The sequence below is a fragment of the Campylobacter concisus genome (assembly GCF_003048555.1).
Classification (GTDB): Bacteria; Campylobacterota; Campylobacteria; order Campylobacterales; family Campylobacteraceae; genus Campylobacter_A; species Campylobacter_A concisus_AO.
This window is the reverse complement of record NZ_PIRR01000032.1, coordinates 1-19,169: the sequence shown is the minus strand read 5'-3', so window position 1 is coordinate 19,169 and position 19,169 is coordinate 1. Positions and strand designations below refer to the sequence as shown.

19 protein-coding genes are annotated in these 19,169 nt (G+C 38.4%); 7 read left to right on the top strand and 12 right to left on the bottom strand.

Annotated elements, in window-relative coordinates:
* Together CVS92_RS06770 and glmS are read left to right on the top strand one after the other, a co-directional pair.
* Nucleotides 1–2,247: HD domain-containing protein (locus CVS92_RS06770; RefSeq protein ID WP_107788962.1), on the top strand; the 2,247-nt coding region annotated here is incomplete at its 5' end.
* A gap of 3 nt (nucleotides 2,248–2,250) precedes the next feature.
* A complete protein-coding gene (gene glmS / locus CVS92_RS06765) occupies nucleotides 2,251–4,062 on the top strand; it encodes a glutamine--fructose-6-phosphate transaminase (isomerizing) (RefSeq protein ID WP_107788961.1) in 1,812 nt (603 codons plus the stop codon).
* Between the two features lie 371 nt (nucleotides 4,063–4,433).
* On the opposite strand, the gene CVS92_RS06760 is transcribed toward glmS, so the two are convergent.
* Both CVS92_RS06760 and CVS92_RS06755 read right to left on the bottom strand, forming a co-directional pair.
* A complete protein-coding gene (locus CVS92_RS06760; RefSeq protein WP_107788960.1) occupies nucleotides 4,434–4,928 on the bottom strand; it encodes a hypothetical protein in 495 nt (164 codons plus the stop codon).
* Nucleotides 4,929–4,939: 11 nt separating this feature from the next.
* Nucleotides 4,940–6,139: a 2,3,4,5-tetrahydropyridine-2,6-carboxylate N-succinyltransferase gene (locus CVS92_RS06755; RefSeq protein ID WP_107788959.1), complete on the bottom strand. Its 1,200-nt coding sequence runs from the start codon at nucleotides 6,137–6,139 to the stop codon at nucleotides 4,940–4,942.
* A 163-nt stretch (nucleotides 6,140–6,302) separates the two neighbouring features.
* Between CVS92_RS06755 and CVS92_RS06750 the strand changes: the two genes are divergently transcribed.
* Nucleotides 6,303–6,905 (top strand): YagU family protein, encoded by a 603-nt coding sequence (locus tag CVS92_RS06750; protein WP_107788958.1) that lies wholly within the window; start codon nucleotides 6,303–6,305, stop codon nucleotides 6,903–6,905.
* 84 nt (nucleotides 6,906–6,989) lie between these two features.
* Here the strand turns inward: CVS92_RS06750 and CVS92_RS06745 are convergent, their stop codons facing one another.
* The 7 genes from CVS92_RS06745 to thiC form a co-directional block, all read right to left on the bottom strand.
* Nucleotides 6,990–7,442: a hypothetical protein gene (locus CVS92_RS06745; protein WP_107788957.1), complete on the bottom strand. Its 453-nt coding sequence runs from the start codon at nucleotides 7,440–7,442 to the stop codon at nucleotides 6,990–6,992.
* Between the two features lie 147 nt (nucleotides 7,443–7,589).
* The gene (locus tag CVS92_RS06740) at nucleotides 7,590–8,279 is read right to left on the bottom strand and encodes a hypothetical protein (protein WP_021084217.1); all 690 of its coding nucleotides are present in this window, start codon (nucleotides 8,277–8,279) and stop codon (nucleotides 7,590–7,592) included.
* Nucleotides 8,280–8,357: 78 nt separating this feature from the next.
* Nucleotides 8,358–8,765 carry a hypothetical protein gene (locus CVS92_RS06735; protein ID WP_087582036.1) on the bottom strand — a complete coding sequence of 136 codons (408 nt, stop codon included), beginning with the start codon at nucleotides 8,763–8,765 and terminating at the stop codon, nucleotides 8,358–8,360.
* A 25-nt stretch (nucleotides 8,766–8,790) separates the two neighbouring features.
* Nucleotides 8,791–10,128: a PFL family protein gene (locus CVS92_RS06730; RefSeq protein WP_107788956.1), complete on the bottom strand. Its 1,338-nt coding sequence runs from the start codon at nucleotides 10,126–10,128 to the stop codon at nucleotides 8,791–8,793.
* A 9-nt stretch (nucleotides 10,129–10,137) separates the two neighbouring features.
* Nucleotides 10,138–10,404 (bottom strand): ACT domain-containing protein, encoded by a 267-nt coding sequence (locus CVS92_RS06725; protein ID WP_021091480.1) that lies wholly within the window; start codon nucleotides 10,402–10,404, stop codon nucleotides 10,138–10,140.
* Between the two features lie 137 nt (nucleotides 10,405–10,541).
* On the bottom strand, nucleotides 10,542–11,642 hold the full coding sequence (locus tag CVS92_RS06720) for an Mrp/NBP35 family ATP-binding protein (protein WP_087583840.1): 1,101 nt from the start codon (nucleotides 11,640–11,642) through the stop codon (nucleotides 10,542–10,544).
* Nucleotides 11,636–12,967, bottom strand: a complete 1,332-nt coding sequence (gene thiC, locus CVS92_RS06715; protein ID WP_107788955.1) for a phosphomethylpyrimidine synthase ThiC — start codon at nucleotides 12,965–12,967, stop codon at nucleotides 11,636–11,638. The genes CVS92_RS06720 and thiC overlap by 7 nt, the downstream gene beginning before the upstream one ends.
* Nucleotides 12,968–13,083: 116 nt before the next feature.
* Here thiC and CVS92_RS06710 point away from each other — a divergent pair, with 116 nt between their 5' ends.
* From CVS92_RS06710 to CVS92_RS06695, 4 genes are read left to right on the top strand one after another with little or no spacing between them, the layout of a single operon-like run.
* Complete coding sequence (locus CVS92_RS06710; protein WP_107788954.1) at nucleotides 13,084–14,202, top strand: bifunctional 2-C-methyl-D-erythritol 4-phosphate cytidylyltransferase/2-C-methyl-D-erythritol 2,4-cyclodiphosphate synthase; 1,119 nt, start codon at nucleotides 13,084–13,086, stop codon at nucleotides 14,200–14,202.
* Nucleotides 14,199–15,089, top strand: a complete 891-nt coding sequence (locus CVS92_RS06705; RefSeq protein WP_107788953.1) for a response regulator — start codon at nucleotides 14,199–14,201, stop codon at nucleotides 15,087–15,089. Before CVS92_RS06710 ends, CVS92_RS06705 begins: the two co-directional genes overlap by 4 nt.
* Nucleotides 15,067–16,248: a sulfate adenylyltransferase gene (locus CVS92_RS06700; RefSeq protein ID WP_107788952.1), complete on the top strand. Its 1,182-nt coding sequence runs from the start codon at nucleotides 15,067–15,069 to the stop codon at nucleotides 16,246–16,248. Before CVS92_RS06705 ends, CVS92_RS06700 begins: the two co-directional genes overlap by 23 nt.
* An 8-nt stretch (nucleotides 16,249–16,256) precedes the next feature.
* A complete protein-coding gene (locus tag CVS92_RS06695; RefSeq protein WP_084109307.1) occupies nucleotides 16,257–16,724 on the top strand; it encodes a phosphatidylglycerophosphatase A in 468 nt (155 codons plus the stop codon).
* 54 nt (nucleotides 16,725–16,778) lie between these two features.
* On the opposite strand, the gene CVS92_RS06690 is transcribed toward CVS92_RS06695, so the two are convergent.
* From CVS92_RS06690 to CVS92_RS06680, 3 genes are read right to left on the bottom strand one after another with little or no spacing between them, the layout of a single operon-like run.
* Nucleotides 16,779–17,240, bottom strand: a complete 462-nt coding sequence (locus CVS92_RS06690) for a response regulator (protein ID WP_107708132.1) — start codon at nucleotides 17,238–17,240, stop codon at nucleotides 16,779–16,781.
* Nucleotides 17,241–17,289: 49 nt separating this feature from the next.
* Nucleotides 17,290–18,243 (bottom strand): ferrochelatase, encoded by a 954-nt coding sequence (gene hemH, locus CVS92_RS06685; RefSeq protein WP_107708131.1) that lies wholly within the window; start codon nucleotides 18,241–18,243, stop codon nucleotides 17,290–17,292.
* Nucleotides 18,243–19,112: a Gfo/Idh/MocA family protein gene (locus CVS92_RS06680; RefSeq protein ID WP_054196861.1), complete on the bottom strand. Its 870-nt coding sequence runs from the start codon at nucleotides 19,110–19,112 to the stop codon at nucleotides 18,243–18,245. The genes hemH and CVS92_RS06680 overlap by 1 nt, the downstream gene beginning before the upstream one ends.
* Nucleotides 19,113–19,169 lie beyond the last annotated feature (57 nt).

The window sequence follows — 19,169 nt, the reverse complement described above, 5'->3', positions numbered from 1 at the left end:
GCCCAAACCTTACTTAGCGCAAATAGTGAGCTTGAAATTTTACTAGTTTATAAAAATTTAAAAGGCTACAACATAAAGAATTTCTTAAAAGAATTTAGCGAAATTTTAAGTAGCTCTGGAATAAATTTTTATATAAAAAGCACTGAAATAGATGAAATTTTTACAAATTACAAAGACGATCTCAAATTTAAAAGCGAAACATCGCAAGTCCGATATATCTGTGGTTCAAAAAGTCTATACCGCCTAGTAAAAAGCGAGATCGTAAAATTAAAAGAATTTGATAAAAAAGCCTTTTTAAACTACCATTTAAAGGCGTTTTTACCGTTTTATAGCATCAGCTACTTAGCCCAAGAGCCAAATTTAAAAAGTGGCTTTGGCGGGATAGATGAAATTTATCACCTAAACTGCATACTAAACTGCCTAGATAGCGACATTTCAGTTAGATCACAAGCCCTAAAAGTGATGAATGAAAAAGAGATCGCTAGCTTTAACCTAAATGTGGACTTTTTACTAAGCCTACTAACTACCTTAAATTTAACGCAAAATTCTGATACTTTTAGCGCTTCAAGCGTTGAGATCACGACAAATTTCATGCAGACAAAGTCTAAAAAGCTTCAAGATAACGAAAGCGTTATTAGCCAAAAAATGCTAAGCTCGATGAATAATGTCGCCATTTATTCGAGGTTTATCGTCGCTTCTCTTTGCAGGCCATTTTTTAAAAGTGAGCTAAATTTTGATCAGAGAAAATTTGCTAGGCTAAAAAATGGCTTTTACGAGATAAATGGCGTTATTTACGTGCCACTTCATAAAAAGCCAGCTCTTATTGAAAATCTAATAACCGAGCTTTTAGAACTAAAAGATGTGGATTATAAATTTGATATAAGCGCGATCTTTTACATCAAGCGAGCCATCATCACAAAAAGTGGCTTAGAGCGCGCTATCAGCGAGTTTAAAAAGATATTTTTAAGAAAAAATTCCTACGCAATTTTAAAGTCATTGCTCGATGCGCAAATGATACAAATTTTAATAAAACCAATGGAACACATCAGCCAGCTAGCTCAGTACGACGGCTATCACGAATTTACGGTTGATGAGCATAGCATCTTAAGTGTAAAATTTCTTGAAAATATAAAAGATAAATTTATAAAAAATCTCTACACCGAGCTTTGCTTGGAGGGCAAGACGATGCTAAAGATCGTGACTTTAATGCACGACGTTGGCAAGGGGCTTGGCAAAGACCATGCAAATATCGGCGCTAATATCTTTAGAGCCTACGCAAACAAGCTAAATTTAAGCCAAAAAGCCGTAAATATCGGCGTCATCTTGATAAAATATCACACGCTAATGAGCAACGTCTCAAACAGAGAGGACATTTATTCGCAACGCGTTATATTTGCTTTTATCTCAAAGCTTGGCGACAAGCAGGTTTTAAAACTGCTTTACATCCTTAGCTACTGCGTGATAAACGCCACAAACGAGAGGCTCTATAACGCCTATACTGCAAAGCTTTTAAGAGAACTTTATGAAATTTCTCTTAGTGCATTTAACGATGAAAATTTACTAGATGAAGCGACAAGACGCGTAAAAAAAGAGCAGTCTATAAAACGAAATAGTGAGTTTTTAGAGCTTGAGTCAAGCTTGCAAGAGAAAATTTTTAAAATCACATCAAATCTTGTCTTTATAAAATATAGTGCGAGCGAGATCATAAATTTAAGCAAGGTTGCAGATAGCTTAGATACGACAGAAATTTTTATAAATAACTCTAAAAATTTAAGCATTCAGATTTATACAAAAAAGAGCCTAAATTTAAGTGCCCTGCTCTATGAATTTGCTAAATTTGACCTTGCATATATGGAAATTTTTGAGCTATTTGAGAAAAAATTTTATATCAGGCTTGATTTTAACCAAAATGTTAAAAAAGAGGAGCTTGAAATTACTAAAAATTTAGCTCTAAAATCCCTAAATAGCGAGGTTCTAAAAGAGCCTTTGAAACCAAACATTAACAAAGATGAGATAAACTTCGAGCTAAATCACTCAAAAGATTACGCCAAACTTAGCATCAACGCAAAAGATCAGCGTGGACTAATGGCTTATGTGATGAGTGTTTTTGATAGGCTTCATTTTCAAGTCACGAGTGCTAGAATCCAAACGGTCAAAAATAGAACAAGAAATCTCTTTTTGATCGAGAAAAACGAGCGACTTGAGAGTAAAGGCAAAGAGATATTAAATTTATTAATAAGCGAGTAAAAAATGTGTGGAATCGTAGGATACATCGGAGATAAAGAGAAAAAAGAGGTCATTTTAAGCGGTTTAAAAGAGCTTGAGTACCGAGGATATGACAGCGCTGGTATGGCTGTGATGAGTGATGGCAAGATTGATTTTTTTAAAGCGGTCGGCAAGCTTGAAAATTTAGCCCTAAAGACAAAGGACTTTAAATCAACTGGCTTTGGTGTGGCGATAGGTCACACACGCTGGGCGACGCATGGCAAACCAACTGAGATAAACGCTCACCCACACCTTGGCGAACACTCATTTGTCGTTCATAACGGCATCATCGAAAACTACAAAGAGCTTAAAGATGAGCTTGAAGCAAAGGGCGTAAAATTTGTCAGCCAAACCGATACTGAGGTGATCGTGCACCTTTTTGAAGAAATTTTAAAAGAGAAAAAAGACCCATTTAAAGCTTATGAGGCGACTATCGCAAAGCTAAGAGGTGCATACGCGACGCTACTTATCACCAAAACTGCGCCTGATAAGATATTTTTCGCAAAAGATGCCGCTCCTATGGCGATAGGAAAGAGTAATGAAAAAGAGCTATATTTTGCTTCATCAGATGCTCCACTTATCGGCAATGCAACAGAGGTGGCATATCTTGATGACAACAATTACGGCTACGTGAGCTTAGACGAGATCGCAGTCTTTAAACACGGCAAAAAGGCGAGCATAACGTTTAATGCTTTACCAAAAGATAAGAGCTATGCCCAAAAAGAGGGCTATACATTTTTTATGGAGAAAGAAATTTACGAGCAAGGTGCGGTCGTATCTGAAACCATCATGGGCAGAGTCAAAAACCACAAAGTCACCCTTGAAAATTTAGACGATGAATATCTAAAAAGTATCGATGATGTCGTACTTTGTGCGTGCGGTACGAGCTACCATGCAGCGCTAACCGCAAGCTATCTTTTTGAAAGACTTGCCAAAGTTAGAACAAAGGTCGAAGTGGCAAGTGAATTTAGATACAGAAAGCCTTATCTAAACAAAAACTCGCTCTTCATCGTCATCTCACAAAGTGGCGAGACAGCCGATACTCTTGAGGCACTTAGGATAGCAAAAGAGGCTGGGCTTAGAACGCTTGCGATTTGCAACGTCGATAACTCATCTATCGTTAGACTAGCTGACAATACGCTTCTAACTCGCGCTGGCATCGAAAAAGGTGTGGCAAGCACAAAGGCCTTTGCAACGCAGATCATCGTGCTTTGGATGCTTGTGCTTCAAATGGCGGCAGCAAAAGAATCTATCAGCAAAAAAGAGCTTGATCACGAGATCAAAACGCTTCTTCACATTCCACAAATTTTAAATATCAATAACTCTCTTCAAGAGAAGCTTCACCGCCTAAGCAAGCATTATTTACACGGACATGGCTTCTTCTTTATCGGTAGAGACATCTTCTATCCGCTAGCACTTGAAGGTGCGCTAAAGCTTAAAGAAATCTCATATCTTCACGCCGAGGGCTATCCTTCAGGCGAGATGAAGCACGGCCCTATCGCACTTGCAGATGAGAAGCTATTTACGATCGCTTTAATGCCTCAGAATTTACTTTATGAAAAGACAAAGAGCAACGTCGAAGAGCTTGCCGCAAGAGATGCATACATCCTAGCGATAAGCCCACTTGAGTTTGAGCTAAGCGATGACTACGTAAAAACAAGCGTTCAAGATCATTATATGAGTGAATTTTTTGAGATGATGCTTGTACTTCAGCTACTTGCACTTGAAATTTCTGTTAGACTTGGCAACAACGTCGATATGCCAAGAAATCTCGCAAAAAGCGTGACTGTAGAATAATTTAACTGGCCAGCAAACACTGGCTAGTTAAATTTTAGTTGATATTTTGCATTAAATTTTATGAAATGCTGTTCTTGTAAGAGCGCAAACCAGCTAAAATTTATCTAGCTTTAGTTTGATTTTTATACTTTGCCATGACGATAAAAAATGGTGACATAGATATCATTTTTGATGTGACTAAAAAACTTAATGAGTTAAGTAAAAAGAATAAGAATATCGCACTGGAGTATTTTTAGATGATGTGCGATATTAAAAATCAAAAAGTAGATGTTGTCGATCTTGTTGGCATCTTCTCTTCTAAGGATAAAGGAGATGTTTAACAAAAAGCCTTTTTCTAACCCACTAAACTAAAAATTTAAAGCTAAAGACTCTTAAAATTTATCTTTACCTAGTATCGTTGTCAGCTGTTCTTTGATTCTATCATCAAATTCACTAACACTTATGACACCCCTACTTTCACACATTTTGGCATCATTAACATCGCAGTAGTCACTAAGTGCGTTTTTATATCCACCCCTTATACAAGCCTCTCTGTCTTCTAAAAATCCAGCCCCACCAAGGATTAATACGCCAAGGTCAAAACCTATCTTAAATTTCGCACTCGCTGAGCTTTTAACCCAGCTTAAAAATATCTCATCATATCTTAATCCAAGTGCTCCAACGCCATCTGGCACGACTAAGATATCCACACCATAAAGGCTCTCTGCATAAATTTCTGGATGAAGCCTGACGCCAAATTCATCGATTATCTCAGGCTTTAGGGCGTAGGTCTTGATATTAAAATCCTCAAATTTATGTAAAAAATCATAAATTTTGGCAAAGCTTAGTAGATTTAGCTTGTCAAACATCAAAATGCCAACTTTCATGCTAGCTCCTTTTAATGAAGTGCCTCATTTAGCTTGATCGCCCTTTTGCTCGCACTTGCAGTGATCTGACCTGTTTGGCTATTTTGTCTAAAATGAAGTCCATTTAGCCCGCCAAGCTCAAGTGCTTTGTAAATTTCAGCTTCAAATTTAAACTCTGGATTTAGTTTAGCTAGCTTTTCGCGCTCGCTAGCTGATATATATACCTTTGTGCCCTCAAGCACTGCTATGCCAGCATCCACGATGCAGTTATCACCAAGAGGTACGCCCGTAACTGAGTTTGCCCCAAGCAAGCAGTGTTTGCCGATACTTACAGGGTTGCCGTTTGTGCCACTTAGCACGCCAAGTATGCTTGCCCCTCCGCCTACGTCACTACCCTCGCCAACTACGACAGAGCTGCTGACTCTGCCTTCAACCATCACCCCACCGATTGTACCTGCATTAAAGTTGATGTAAGCAGCACCAGGCATAACGACTGTGCCAGGATGCACGGCAGCGCCCATGCGAACCTTGGCTGAGTCTAAAATTCTCGTATTATCAGCTGGAATGATGTGGCTTAAAAATCTTGGGAATTTATCGACACTAACGATCGCTGGATATTCGCCAAACATCTTTAGAGAAATTTCATTTTCTCTTAGCCATTCAAGCTCAATTGGTGTATTTTGGCTAGTCCATGCAACATTTGGTAACACACCAAAAGCTCCATCAAGCACGATCGTCCTAGGTGCGACCTTGCCAAGTGAGATCAAGTAAAGCTTGAGATAAACAGCCTCCACGCTAAGTGGTTTTGCATCATCAAACAAAAACACAAGTTTAAATTTATTCTCATTTAGTTCAAGATCGTCATCAAATGCCATTTTTACAGCATGCAAATTTTGTACATTTTTATGAGAGCTTATCTCTTTTTCAAAAACGCTAAAGAGCTTGCTAGCCTTTTTCACCACTTTTGGCGTAAGATCAGCTACAAATTCAGAGCCATTAAAATCAACCTTAACATCACATTTTTGCAAGGCATAGATATAAGCAGCTGCGCTTAAAAAGCTCTCTTTGTAATTTACAACAGCAAAAGTCGCTTGCAAAATTTTATCTGTATTTTTTTGTCCACGATCGATCCTAGCGATACCAAAAGCAAGCGGATCTTTGTAGCCATCTTTTTTTCTAAATTCTTCAAAAAATTCCTTAAATTCATTTGCATCTTTAAACTCTTTAGACATCTATTCTCCTTTAAATTTTTTCTTAGTCTAGCCAAAAATGGCTAAAAATTTTATGATTTTAAGTCCATTAAAATTTTTAAATATTTTTATATTTTTAATAATGATTAATCTTATCATAAAGTAAATTGCAATAAGATTTTGCAAATTTAAAGAAGGGGTTTAAATGTCAAATTTAGTAACAAAACCTAGATTTACTCTGGCTGCGTTAATCGGCCTTGTCGCTGGTGTTGTCTCAGCCTTTGTCAAATGGGGAGCGGAATTCCCACTTCCTCCAAGAAGTCCAATGGATATGTTTAACGCTGCTTGCGGACCAGAGAGTGCCATTAGAGCAGCCGATGCGATCGATTGCTCTAGAAATTTCTTAAATCCGCCTTATGTATTTTTAAGAGATTATTTGGGAGTGGCCGATCCAAATGCCGCTATTTATGAGTTTGCAGGGCATGCGTTTAACTACGTAATGATGACGCATATATTATTTTCGATCGTTTTTGCGGTTGCTTATTGTGTTTTGGCTGAAAGATTTCCAAAGATTACAATATGGCAAGGCTTACTAGTTGGCATTATCGTAAATATCGCTGTTCACGTGATCACATTGCCTATTTTAGGGCTTACTCCACCACTTTGGACACTCCCTTGGTACGAGCATGTATCTGAATTTGTTGGTCACATGATATGGTTCTGGTCGATAGAGATCATCCGTCACGACCTAAGAGCTAGGATCACAAAAGAAAAAGATCCAAGTGATTATTGCTGCTGCAACTCATAAGTGCAAGTTTCTGCTGTTTTGGGCTAAAAACCTAAAACAGCAACCAAATTTATCTCACCGTTTAAAAGTAAAATTTATCCGCGATTAGCACTCCTGGCTAAGCTCTAAATTTTCTAAACGAAGTGGCTTTTCACCTTCAAAAATCACCCCAATACCGAAAGGTTCGCAAATATCAAGCGCACCCTCAGCAAATCTCATCAGCCACTGCCTATCTTGCACATAAAAGGTGCACTGTGGGGACTCAAACGGCAGATCGCAAACTGGCACATCAAGCGCTCTAAGCTCGTCCTTGCTCAAAAGGCATTTTTGCTTAAGCTCATCTTGTAAAAATGTAAGCGCATCTTTTATGTGTCGGTCGATATCGCTGGCGATTCGCTCTGCTAGCAAAGTAGTCTCATTATCCACGTCTGCCCCATCTGTGCTAATAAGGCAAAAGAGCACTTGGCCAAAAATTTCACTTTCAAGCTTCATCTCCACATACCAGATAAAGCCATCATCAGTTGCAACTTTTTCAAGTTCGCCAAATTTTAAAGTCATTTTTTATTCTCATTTTTGTGGTTTTGCTACTCTTACGAAAAAGAGCGAAATTTAAGCAAATCTGTAATAGATATAGCTTGTAAATTTGCCCTTTTAGCATAAAGCAAAAGCTAAATTTACAAGCAAATTTTCAGTTTTTCTCGCTATTTAGAAGCAAAATTTCTCATCAGTGCCATTTTGCTTGCGCATAGCCTTAAAGTTAGCGAGATTATCCTTGTCTAAAAAGTAATCTTTCTCTTTTTTATTGCGGGCTTCTAGCTTTTCTATGCCTTTTGCAAGGGCTGCTTTTCTATCTTCGTGAGGCGAGCTAAATTCTGGCGAAAACATCGCTTCATAGGCATTTTTCTTGGTCCATTCAAGCGCTTTATCAGCGATCTCTTGTTGCTTTTTGATATCGCAAAATGCATAAGGATTGACCACGTCGCCAACAAGCTTCATAAACGCCCCTATCGCAGCCACCACGTCAGTAAATTTCTCGCCCTCCATGTCTATAACGCCTCTTAGCAAGATCGCGCGGTTTTTTGCCGCATAAAACCAAAATACCGCATCATCGCGAAGTCCAAGATCGTATGCGCGAGCTGAAAGAACAAAAAGAGTTATCGGAGAGACCATTTGTGGGGCGTCTTGCACGATCTTTTCAGCCTTTTTAAAGTCCTCTTCTTTGCCACTTTTTAAAAGCTCATCTATCTTATCATAGACCTTGACGTACTCCACCTTGCCAGCATTTGCTGAGTAGTATGGCGTGACGTAGATGTCGATACTTCTTACTTTGCCGTCATTTGCAAAGCCACATACCGCTCCAAAAAGTAGCGCCGTAAGCAGTGATAAAATTTTCATTTTAGTTCCTTGTTAAATTTTTCTTTTTTTACTATCAAATTTATTAAAAAACTCGTATTTTTACATATCCTTATGAATTTAATACGCCTTTATTAGTCGTAAATTTTTTAAATTTATACCGCCTAAAAATACTCCTCTTTCAGGCTCAACCCACTCTACGACTATATTGTCTAGATCATCATTTGGCTCGCAATACATTTTTGAGCAATCATACTTTGCTACAAACTTATCACCAATGTTAAAATCCATCTGCGTAGAATTACTTGGTATGTGCAAAGTATATATTATTCGGTATTTTTCGCCCTCTTTTGTCTTTGCTGATGTCATCTTAATAAGAATGTCTTCATCATTATTAAAATTTGATCTATAGATACCATCTTTACCAAGACCTGCTGCTTCAAATTTCATCTCTTTGCTATAAAATGGATATAGTGCCGAGCAACCAGATAAAAGCAAAATCATAAAAAATAGTCCAACTGCTTTCATTTTATAACCATCCTTTTAGAAACTTTTAGTTTTTAAAACTATGAATAGGTGCTGGAATTTGTCCGCCACGAGCGATGAAGTCGGCACTAGAGGCTTTGTTTATCTTCATCACAGGCGCTCTTCCTAAAAGACCGCCAAACTCGATCATATCGCCCTCACGTCCAAGAGGTATGATACGAACGGCTGTTGTTTTTTGATTTATCACGCCGATAGCCGCCTCATCAGCGATCATCGCAGCTATACTCTCGCTTGGCGTATCCGCAGGTATGGCGATCATATCAAGTCCAACTGAGCATATCGCAGTCATCGCTTCAAGCTTTTCTAAATTTAATGACCCAGCGCGCACCGCAGCTATCATGCCCTCGTCCTCTGAGACTGGGATAAATGCGCCACTTAAGCCACCAACTTGATTGCACGCCATGACGCCACCTTTTTTGACTGCGTCGTTTAGCAGAGCAAGTGCCGCAGTCGTGCCGTGCGTACCGACAGCCTCAAGCCCCATCTCCTCAAGCACGCGAGCCACCGAGTCGCCCACGGCTGGCGTTGGAGCAAGGGAGAGATCGACGATACCAAATTTCACCCCAAGGCGCTCGCTCGCCATTTGGCCCACAAGCTGGCCGATACGAGTGATCTTAAACGCTGTCTTTTTCACAGTCTCAGCCACCACATCAAAGCTCTCGCCACGCACCTTTTCAAGCGCTCTTTTGACGACGCCTGGACCTGAGACGCCGACATTTATCACCACATCAGCCTCGCCCACACCGTGAAATGCACCAGCCATGAAAGGATTGTCCTCGACTGCGTTTACAAAGACAACAAGCTTCGCACAGCCCATCTCTGAAGCTGCTGCCGTCTCTTTTATGATGCGTCCCATGTCACGCACCGCACTCATGTTTATGCCACTTTTTGTCGAGCCGACATTGACGCTTGAGCACACTTTTGCAGTTTGTGCTAGTGCTTGCGGGATAGAATTTATCAAAATTTCATCGCCCTTTTGATAACCCTTTTGAACTAAGGCCGAAAAACCACCTATAAAATCAATACCAACTTCAATAGCCGCCCTATCAAGCGTCTTTGCGATCATCACGTAGTCTTTTGCATCCGTGGCGGCGCCGATTATCGAGATAGGCGTCACGCTCACTCTTTTATTGACGATTGGTATGCCTAGCTCGGCAGAAATTTCATTGCCCACTTTGACTAGGTCTTTGGCTTTAGTGGTGATTTTTGCGTAAATTTTGTCGCAAGCCTTGTTTATATCAGGATCGATACAGTCAAGCAAACTAATGCCCATCGTGATCGTTCTGATGTCAAAATTTTGCTCTTCGATCATCGAGATCGTTTCGGTTACGTTTTTGATGTCCATTGTTTTTCCTTAGATTGTATGCATCGCATCAAAGATAGCAGAACTTTGGATATTTATCTTTACTTTTAGGCTCTCACCAAGCTCGTTAAGTTCTGCTCTTAAGGCCGTAAAGTCTTTATTTTCATCGCTTGAAACCACCGCCATCATCGTAAAAAACTCATCTAAAATAGTCTGCGAGATATCATCTATGTTTAGCCCTAGCTCGCTAAGCTTTGCTGAGACGCCAGCAACGATGCCGACTCTATCTTTTCCGACTACAGTTACGATCGCTTTCATGTTTTCTCCTATTAAATTTAAATGATTGCATTTTGGCTCCAAAATTTAAGCCAAGCATTAAGCAAAGCTAGATTTTGGTAGCCAACTTTAAACGAACAAATTTTAAAATTTGCTCTAAATTTTATCTTTTGTAAATTTTACTTCGAGCAAGCACTCTTGCCGTCATTTACGGGCTGGATTGCTGAGTTATCAGCTCCGCCATCACTATTTATATTTTCTATCACTTCCCAAAGTCTAGCAGCCGCACTCTCGTAGCGTTTTGCAGTGACTGAGTTTGGCTCGTAAAAGCTAACTGGCTTACCATTATCGCCGCCCACACGAACAGCTGGCTCGATAGGGATTTCAGCTAAAATTTGTGTGTTGTAAGCTTTTGCTACCTCTTCAGTTGTACCTTTTCCAAAGATATCGTACTCTTTGCCATTATCTGGGCAGATGAAACCACTCATATTTTCGATGACACCAGCGATTGGGATGTGGAGCTTCTCAAACATATCAAGCGCACGTTTGCTATCGTCAAGCGCTACCACTTGTGGCGTTGTGACACAGACACCTGCCGTTACTGGCACGCTTTGAGCTAGAGTTAGCTGCGCGTCACCCGTTCCTGGAGGCATGTCAAGAAACAAGACATCAAGTTCGCTCCAAAGCACGTCTTTTAGCAGCTGCTCGATCGCTTTCATTATCATCGAGCCACGCCAGATGAGGCTCATGCCCTCTTCCATCAAAACGCCCATACTCATCATCTCAACTCCGTGGCTAAGTATCGGTTTTAGCTTGTTACCAACGACTTGTGGCTGAGTATTTACTTCGCCAAGCATTCTTGGGATATTTGGTCCGTAGATGTCAGCGTCTAAAATTCCCACTTTTTTGCCTAGTTTTGCCATTGAGATGGCTAAATTTAGCGTTGTGGTTGATTTACCAACGCCACCTTTTCCAGAGCTTACCATTACAAAATTTTTAACTTGTGGCGCGATATTTTTACCACTTTGAGTGTTACTTTTCTCCTCAGGTATCTTTGGTTGGATCAAATTTAGCACGTACTCGTTTGAGCCCATGACACGTTTGATGTCCGTTTTTAGCTCATTTGCCACTTCTGGGCTTGAGCTAACTATCTCGACTTCGATTAAAATTTTATCGCCGATTTCTATATTTTTTACAAAGCCAAAGCTAACTATATCTTTTTCAAAACCAGGATATATAACACCTTTTAGCCTATTTAAGACCTCTTCTTTATTTAACATTTTTCTCCTTTTTCTAGATCTTTTGAAATTTTATATGCACAAAATTTTGGTCCGCACATCGAACAAAAATGAGCGCTCTTAAACGCGTCTTCTGGCAAGCTTTCATCGTGAAGTTCTCTAGCCTTTTTTGGATCAAAGCTAAGCTCAAACTGCTTGTTCCAGTCAAACGCGTATCTTGCATCACTCATCGCATGATCTTTTTCGATAGCTCCAGCTTTGCCAAGTGCGACGTCTGCGGCATGAGCTGCTATCTTGTGAGCTACGATGCCCTCTCTTACGTCATTTTCATTTGGCAAGCCAAGGTGCTCTTTTTGTGTCACGTAGCAAAGCATGCTAGCGCCGTGATATGCCGCCATCGTGCCACCTATCGCTGACGTGATATGATCGTATCCTGCACCTATGTCTGAGACAAGCGGTCCAAGCACGTAAAATGGGGCATCATGGCAGAGCTCTTGTTCGATTTTCATATTATACTCAATTTGATTTAATGGCACATGACCAGGGCCTTCTATCATCACTTGCACATCTTTTTCCCACGCACGAAGCGTAAGCTCTCCAAGCACCTTTAGCTCGCTAAGCTGTGCCTCGTCTGTCGCGTCATAAAGGCATCCTGGGCGAAGTCCGTCACCAAGCGATAGAGATACATCATATCTTGCGCAAATTTCTAAAATTTGATCAAAAATTTCATAGAAAGGATTTTGCCTATTTAGCTTTGACATGTAGCTGGCGCTTAAGCTACCACCACGGCTTACTATACCCATTTTACGCTTCTTAACAAGCGGCAAAAACTCACGCAAAAAGCCAGCGTGTATCGTAAAGTAACTAACCCCTTGCTTCGCTTGCTTTTCAAGTATCTCTAAAATGAGCTCATTTGTGATATTTGTAACCTCTTTTGCCTCTTTTAAAATTTCATACATAGGCACTGTGCCAACTGGCACGCTTGAATGCTCGATGATCGCACTCCTAATAGCGTCTAAATCGCCGTCTGTACTTAGATCCATAACAGTATCAGCGCCAAATTCTAGGCAAATTTCAAGCTTTCTAAGCTCAGTACAAATGTCACTACTTAGGCTTGAGTTGCCGATATTTGCATTAACCTTTGTCTTTAGCTTTCTGCCTATGCCCATTGGTTTTAAATTTTTATGATTTATATTTGCTGGGATGATGATGCTACCTTTTGCCACCTCATCCATCACCAAATTTTCACTAAGCCCTTCGATCCTTGCCACATAGCTCATCTCTTGCGTTATCTCGCCGCGCCTAGCATAATACATCTGCGTCTTATCTCTCATATAAGGCCTTTTTTTGATTTTTAAAAACCTCATTTTAGTCCTTTTTTGATTTAAACTAACTAAATAAGCTTTTAAAAATTTACTTTTTTAAAAAGAAATTTTGAAGTTTTGAGATGTATAATTCTGTAACAATTTTCAAAGGAGTTATCTTGCTTGATATATCACTTATAATGCTTGGAGCAGGAAATTCTAGCCGTTTTGAGCTACCAGTAAAGAAGCAATGGCTTCGAATAGGAAGTGATCCTCTTTGGCTATTTGCCACTAAAAATTTGAGTAGCTTTTACACATTTAAAGAGATCATTGTCGTTAGCAAAGAGTGCAAATATATGTCAAAATTTGCTCCAAATTATAAATTTGTTGATGGCGGCGAAACCAGGCAAGATAGCCTAAAAAACGCGCTTGAGCTAGTAAATAGCGAATTTGTCTTAGTTAGCGACATCGCTCGCCCTTGTATTTCAAGCGAGCTTTTTCACAAGATTATAGAGGCAGCGAGCCAAGCTGATTGTGTAGTTCCAGCACTAAAGATCGCAGACACCGCTTATCTTGGCGAAAATGTGGTTGATAGAGATAAGGTAAAACTTATCCAAACACCACAACTCTCTCGCACAGCACTTCTTAAAAAAGCTCTTAACAGCGGTGAAATTTACACAGATGATAGCTCAGCTATGAGAGCCATTGGTGCTAGCGTATGGCAAATTTTAGGTGATGAGATGGCAAGAAAGATCACTTACAAAGAGGATCTTGCCAAAATTTCTGCTTTAAAAGAGCCTGAAAATGAAGTCTTTGTTGGAAACGGCTTTGACGTGCATGAGTTTGAAAAGGGCCGTCCTTTGATTCTTTGTGGCGAGAAGATCGACTATGAGTTTGGGCTAAAGGCTCACAGCGACGGCGACGTGGCACTTCATGCGCTAACTGACGCTATCTTGGGAGCTGCTGGACTTGGCGATATAGGCGAGCTTTTTCCTGATACGGACGCTAAATTTAAAGATATTAGCTCCATTTACTTGCTTGAGGAAGCTTACAAAAGGGTGCAAAGTGTTGGCTTTGTGCTAACAAACGCTGATATCACGATAATGGCGCAAAAACCAAAAATTTCAAAGCTAAAGTCAAAAATGGAGGCAAACATAGCAAAAGCTCTAAAATTAAGCCAGAGCCGCATAAATGTAAAGGCAACGACTACTGAAGGGCTTGGTTTTGTAGGCAGATGCGAAGGGATCGCTGTAATGGCAAGTGCAAGCCTTAAATTTTACAATTGGAAGCAAATATGAAAATTTTAATAGTAGAAAATGAAATTTACCTAGCTGGCTCGATGGCTAGTAAACTAGCTGATTTTGGCTACGACTGCGAGATCGCTAAAAGCGTAAAAGAGGCGTTAAAGTTTGAAAATTTTGATGTAGTGTTACTTTCTACCACACTTCCAGGGCAGGATTTTTACCCTGTTATCGAAAAATTTAAAAACTCTATCATCATCTTACTAATCGCCTATATCAACAGTGACACTGTGCTAAAACCGATCCAAGCAGGTGCAGTTGATTACATCCAAAAGCCATTTATGATAGAAGAGCTAGTTAGAAAGATAAAGCATTTTGAGGAATTTAGAAATTTCAAAAACGAGATCAAAAACTACGAAAGCTATGTAAATTACGCTTTAAAAGAGTACGAAATTTCTAGCTTTGAGGCAAAAAAGATAAAATTTCCACTGCTTTTAAAATCAAGCAAAAGCGGATACAGCGATAAATTTATATTTAGCTACGTAAAAGCTTGCAAATTACCATTTTTATTTTTAGGCAAAGCCTGTTTCTCTGAGCTTGAAAAGACACTAGCCAAAAATGGTGATGAGCTAATCTATATGACAAATTTAGAGGAGCTAAAACAAGAAGAAAAAGAGAAAATTTTAGAAATTTGCAAAAAGAAAAAGGTCGCGATCTCAACTAGCGATTTTACACAAAAAGCACCATTTGACGAGCTTGAACTTTCAGGACGCGATAAAAATTTCAATATCGATGAGATCGTTACGATAGATGAATATATAAAGTACATAATCGTTAATTATCAAGATAAATTTCCTGATACAGAACTTAGCAAAAAGCTTGGAATTTCTAGAAAATCACTTTGGGAAAAGAGAAAGAAATATGACGTCAGCAAGAAAAAATAGTGAAATTTCTATAAATACCGAAGTTTTTGGTGCTTTGGAGCTAATAAAAAATAAAATTCTCTCAGATTACGACTCGCTTATGGATGATGAGCAGATAAAAGAGGTGAGTAAGAAAGGCTATTTTAATGGTGAGCCGATGCCGTATTCTTTTGGATTTGCTCCATTTGGCGAGCTAAATCAAAATATTGCTAGCAAGCTTACTCCTGGACAAAAGGTAAATCTAAGTCTTGATGGTAAGATCGTTGGACACATCAATGTTGCTAAGGTCTTTAAATTTGATGAGAGCATGAGAGCTAAAAATATATTTTTAGCAAACGAAGCTAGCAATGATAAAGAGCTAAATTTGGGCAAATACGGCATTAGTGGCGAATTTGAGCTTTATGATGAAAGTATGCAAATAAGCAAAAATGCACTAAATGATCTAATAAAAGAAGATGGCGCTAAAAAGATAACGGCTGTCTTTTTAACGGCTGATCCATTTAATAGAGCTCACGAGCGCCTTGTTAGAATGACTATTGACAAGGCTGATTTAGTAATCATTTTTTTAATACGAACACGCGAAGAAAAGCACGTTGATTACGAGATTAGAAAGCAAGTGCTAGACTATTTTATACAAAATTATTTGCCGATAAAAAAGGTCTTTGTCTTTGCTCTAAAAAACACGACTCTTTTTAGTTCACATGCAAACCCAACACTTGAGTGTATCGCTGCTTCAAGATTTGGGGCGAATAAACTAGTCATCGGACAAAACCACTCAGGAATTGGAATGTTTTTTGATCACAATGAAGCTCATACGATTCTTGATATTTATAAAAACGACCTAAATTTAGAGGTAATCGTACTGCCAGAACTAGTTTATTGCAACAAATGCAAGACGCTAGTTAGTACCAAAAGTTGCCCGCACGGACAACATCATCAGATCAAATATCATCCAGATGTTATCAAAGAGCTGCTATTTAACGGCATTATGCCACCAGCCATTCTTGTGAGGCCAGAAATTTCTGCACTAGTTTTAAGCAAACTCTTTACAAATCGCTTCAAAGACGTGCAAAAGCTTTGCGATGATCTTTTTGTAAATTCAGGACTGCTTGAAAACAAAACTGACCGTGACTTTTACGAAGAGCTTATGAAGCTTTATCAAACATCCTCGATGACTTAAGGAAATTTATGCAAAAACTATTTTTAACTTTTTTTGGATTTGGACTTTTGCCAAAAGCACCTGGCACTTGGGGTTCTATTGCTGGCGCTGTAGTAGCTTATTTTGTGCTTTATTTTTTATCATCAACCACGCTTTTTCTAGCTAGTATTTTGCTATTTTTGGTAAGCATTAGCGTTATAGATGATTTTGAAAAAAAGGTAAATTCTCACGATGAAAGTTTTATCGTTATAGACGAAGTTGCTGGAGTTTGGCTTGCTATTGCCATTAGTGGAGCTACGATCTCTCAACTCATACTCTCGCTTGTGCTTTTTAGAGTGCTTGATATCAAAAAGCCTTCGATAATAGGCAGGATCGACCGCAATGTAAAAGGTGGCCTTGGCGTAATGGGCGATGATATGGTAGCTGGCTTTTTTGCTGGAATAATTAGCGCAATAATATACGGGGCTGCTATAAAATTTGGCATAACTTTGCCGTAAAAAGATAGATTTTTTGGCAAAGTTATATAGGCTTAAATATCTTTTATATAAATTTTAAGCAAGTCCTAGCTCATTTAAAACAGAACTTAAATTAACCGAGTTACTACTCTTACTATTAAGATTTTTTTGCTTCTCTAACAGAGCTTGATTAGCAAGTGCTACATTTAGCTCTTTGCGGTAATCACTTAAAATTTTATCCATTATCTTAAGCAGCTCATTCTTTTGATCCTGTGTTTTTGCGGGATCATCTATGCCTAGAAGTTCAGTTAGCTCCTTTTTCTTTTGGGCTATTTTCTCTTCTATTTTGTTAGAATTTAGCTCACTTATAAAACCAACTGCACCGATTTCAGTAAGTCTTTTTTTAAACTGTTCAATCTTATCTGAAATTTTTGCATCGCTTGCGATCTTATCCATAGCAAGGCTTAAAATTTCATCAAAACTATTTTTTCTATCTTTAGTTTTGCTTGAGCCTGATTGCAATAAATAATCGATTATGTCGTTATTTTGTACCTTCATATATCTCCTTTTGCTGTATTGAGATATATTTTATAAGCAAGATTTATTCCTAAAAGTTAGTCTCTTTGGCTGTTTTTGCTTTTTGTAAGATAAAACTAGCAAACTCATCACTAAAATTTGGGCACCAAACAACCTTGTAGAAGCTAAAATTTAGCTCTTTTGCAATCTTTGCATACTCAATAACTAGTTCAAAAATGGTCTCAGAGTTATCAATACAAAAAGATAGTGGATAGATAAGAGCCTTTTTACTCTTACACTTTGCCAAAATTTCATTTAGTGAGGGCTCTAGCCATTTTACAGGGCCAAGGCGCGATTGGTAGGCTAAATTTATCTCTTTGAAGTTTAATCCGCTATCTTTTATCATTTTGCTTAGAATTTGCACATGCTCATTTATATGTTTTTCGTAGACATCGCCTTTATCGATAATTTTTTGAGGCAACGAATGAGCCGAAAAGATAAGCTCCACATCGCTTACATCTATATTATTTATAGCTTCATTTATGTGCGAGATTATGATTTTATTATAAATTTCATCATCATAAAATGGCCCACAAAGCAAAATTTTAGCCTTTATCTCTAGCTCATCTTTTGCTTTTTTAAAATCATCTAAACTTGAAGTTATCGTAGTTTGTGAATGATGAGGATAAAGTGGCAAAAGCACTATCTCATCAAAATTTTCGTATTTTTTAAGCACATCTTTTGCAAATGGTGAAGTATAGTTCATCGCAAAATCAACTGCATCAAACTCATTTTGTAAGCTTGAAATTCTATCGCAAAGCTTAGCTGTAAGCTCGCAAATAGGCGATTTGCCACCTATTTGTTCGTAGTTATGCTTAGCTATTTTTAGCCTACCTTTTGTGATCATAAAAGCTACAAATTTTCTTAAAAATTTATTCTTTATACCCAAAATATAAGGGTCATTAAACATATTTTTTAGAAAAATTTCTACATCAGCAAGGCTATTTGCCCCACCCATATTCAAAAGCAAAAGTGCCTTTTTCATCAAAATAGCTCTTTGATTTTTATCGCATCATCAATGCTTGAAAGCTCGCTACTTTCGCCGCTTTGACAAAGATCATAAAAGGCATCATATTGAGCTTTTATCTCGTTATTTATAGGATCGGTTTTTAAATTCATCTGTCCATTTTCATTAACCCTATGAAGCTTATAATCGATAAGATCGCCAAAATAAACACCTTCTTTGGCGTTTACTTCTATCTTAAAACGCTCTAAAGAGCCACAAAAAGAATCAGTAATACTCACCAAAATTTGATTTTTCATTTTAATGTTTATTCCAACATTGTCGCATATTTTGGTGTTTGTTTTATTTGCCTGAGTATAAAAGAAGCTGCAAATTTCACTATCTACTAAATTTTTCGCAAGGTCTATATCGCAAAGTGAAAGCTCATTTATAATATTTCCCTCACAAAGTGGTTTAAAATGCGCAATTGAAATGCTATAAATTTCTTCTTCCTTTAAAAGCGCCTTTTTTAATGAAACGATGGTTGGATTAAAACGCTCATCAACGCCGGTGCAAACTCTTACTTTATTTACCACTGAAGCATATTTTATCTCTTTTAGCTCGCTTACACTTTTAAATATCGGCCTTGAAATCAAGATATTTTGGCAATATTTTGCACACTGACAAAAGGCCTCTACTATCTCATGTTGAGGCAGACAAAGTACGACAGCTTGTGGTTGGGCTACTTCTATAAATTTTTTAAACTCATCAAAAAACGGAGCTCTGCAAGCATCATCTCTATTTTCTTTATCAAAAACTCCACAAACTTCAAATTTGTCAGAACGCCTCAGCTCCATATAGTGCCGCTTGCCAACCAGATTGTATCCAACAATGCCAATTTTGAGTTTCACTAAAGACCTTTTAGTTATAAATTTTTAGGCTATTTTAATTGCAAATCGCTTTTAAAC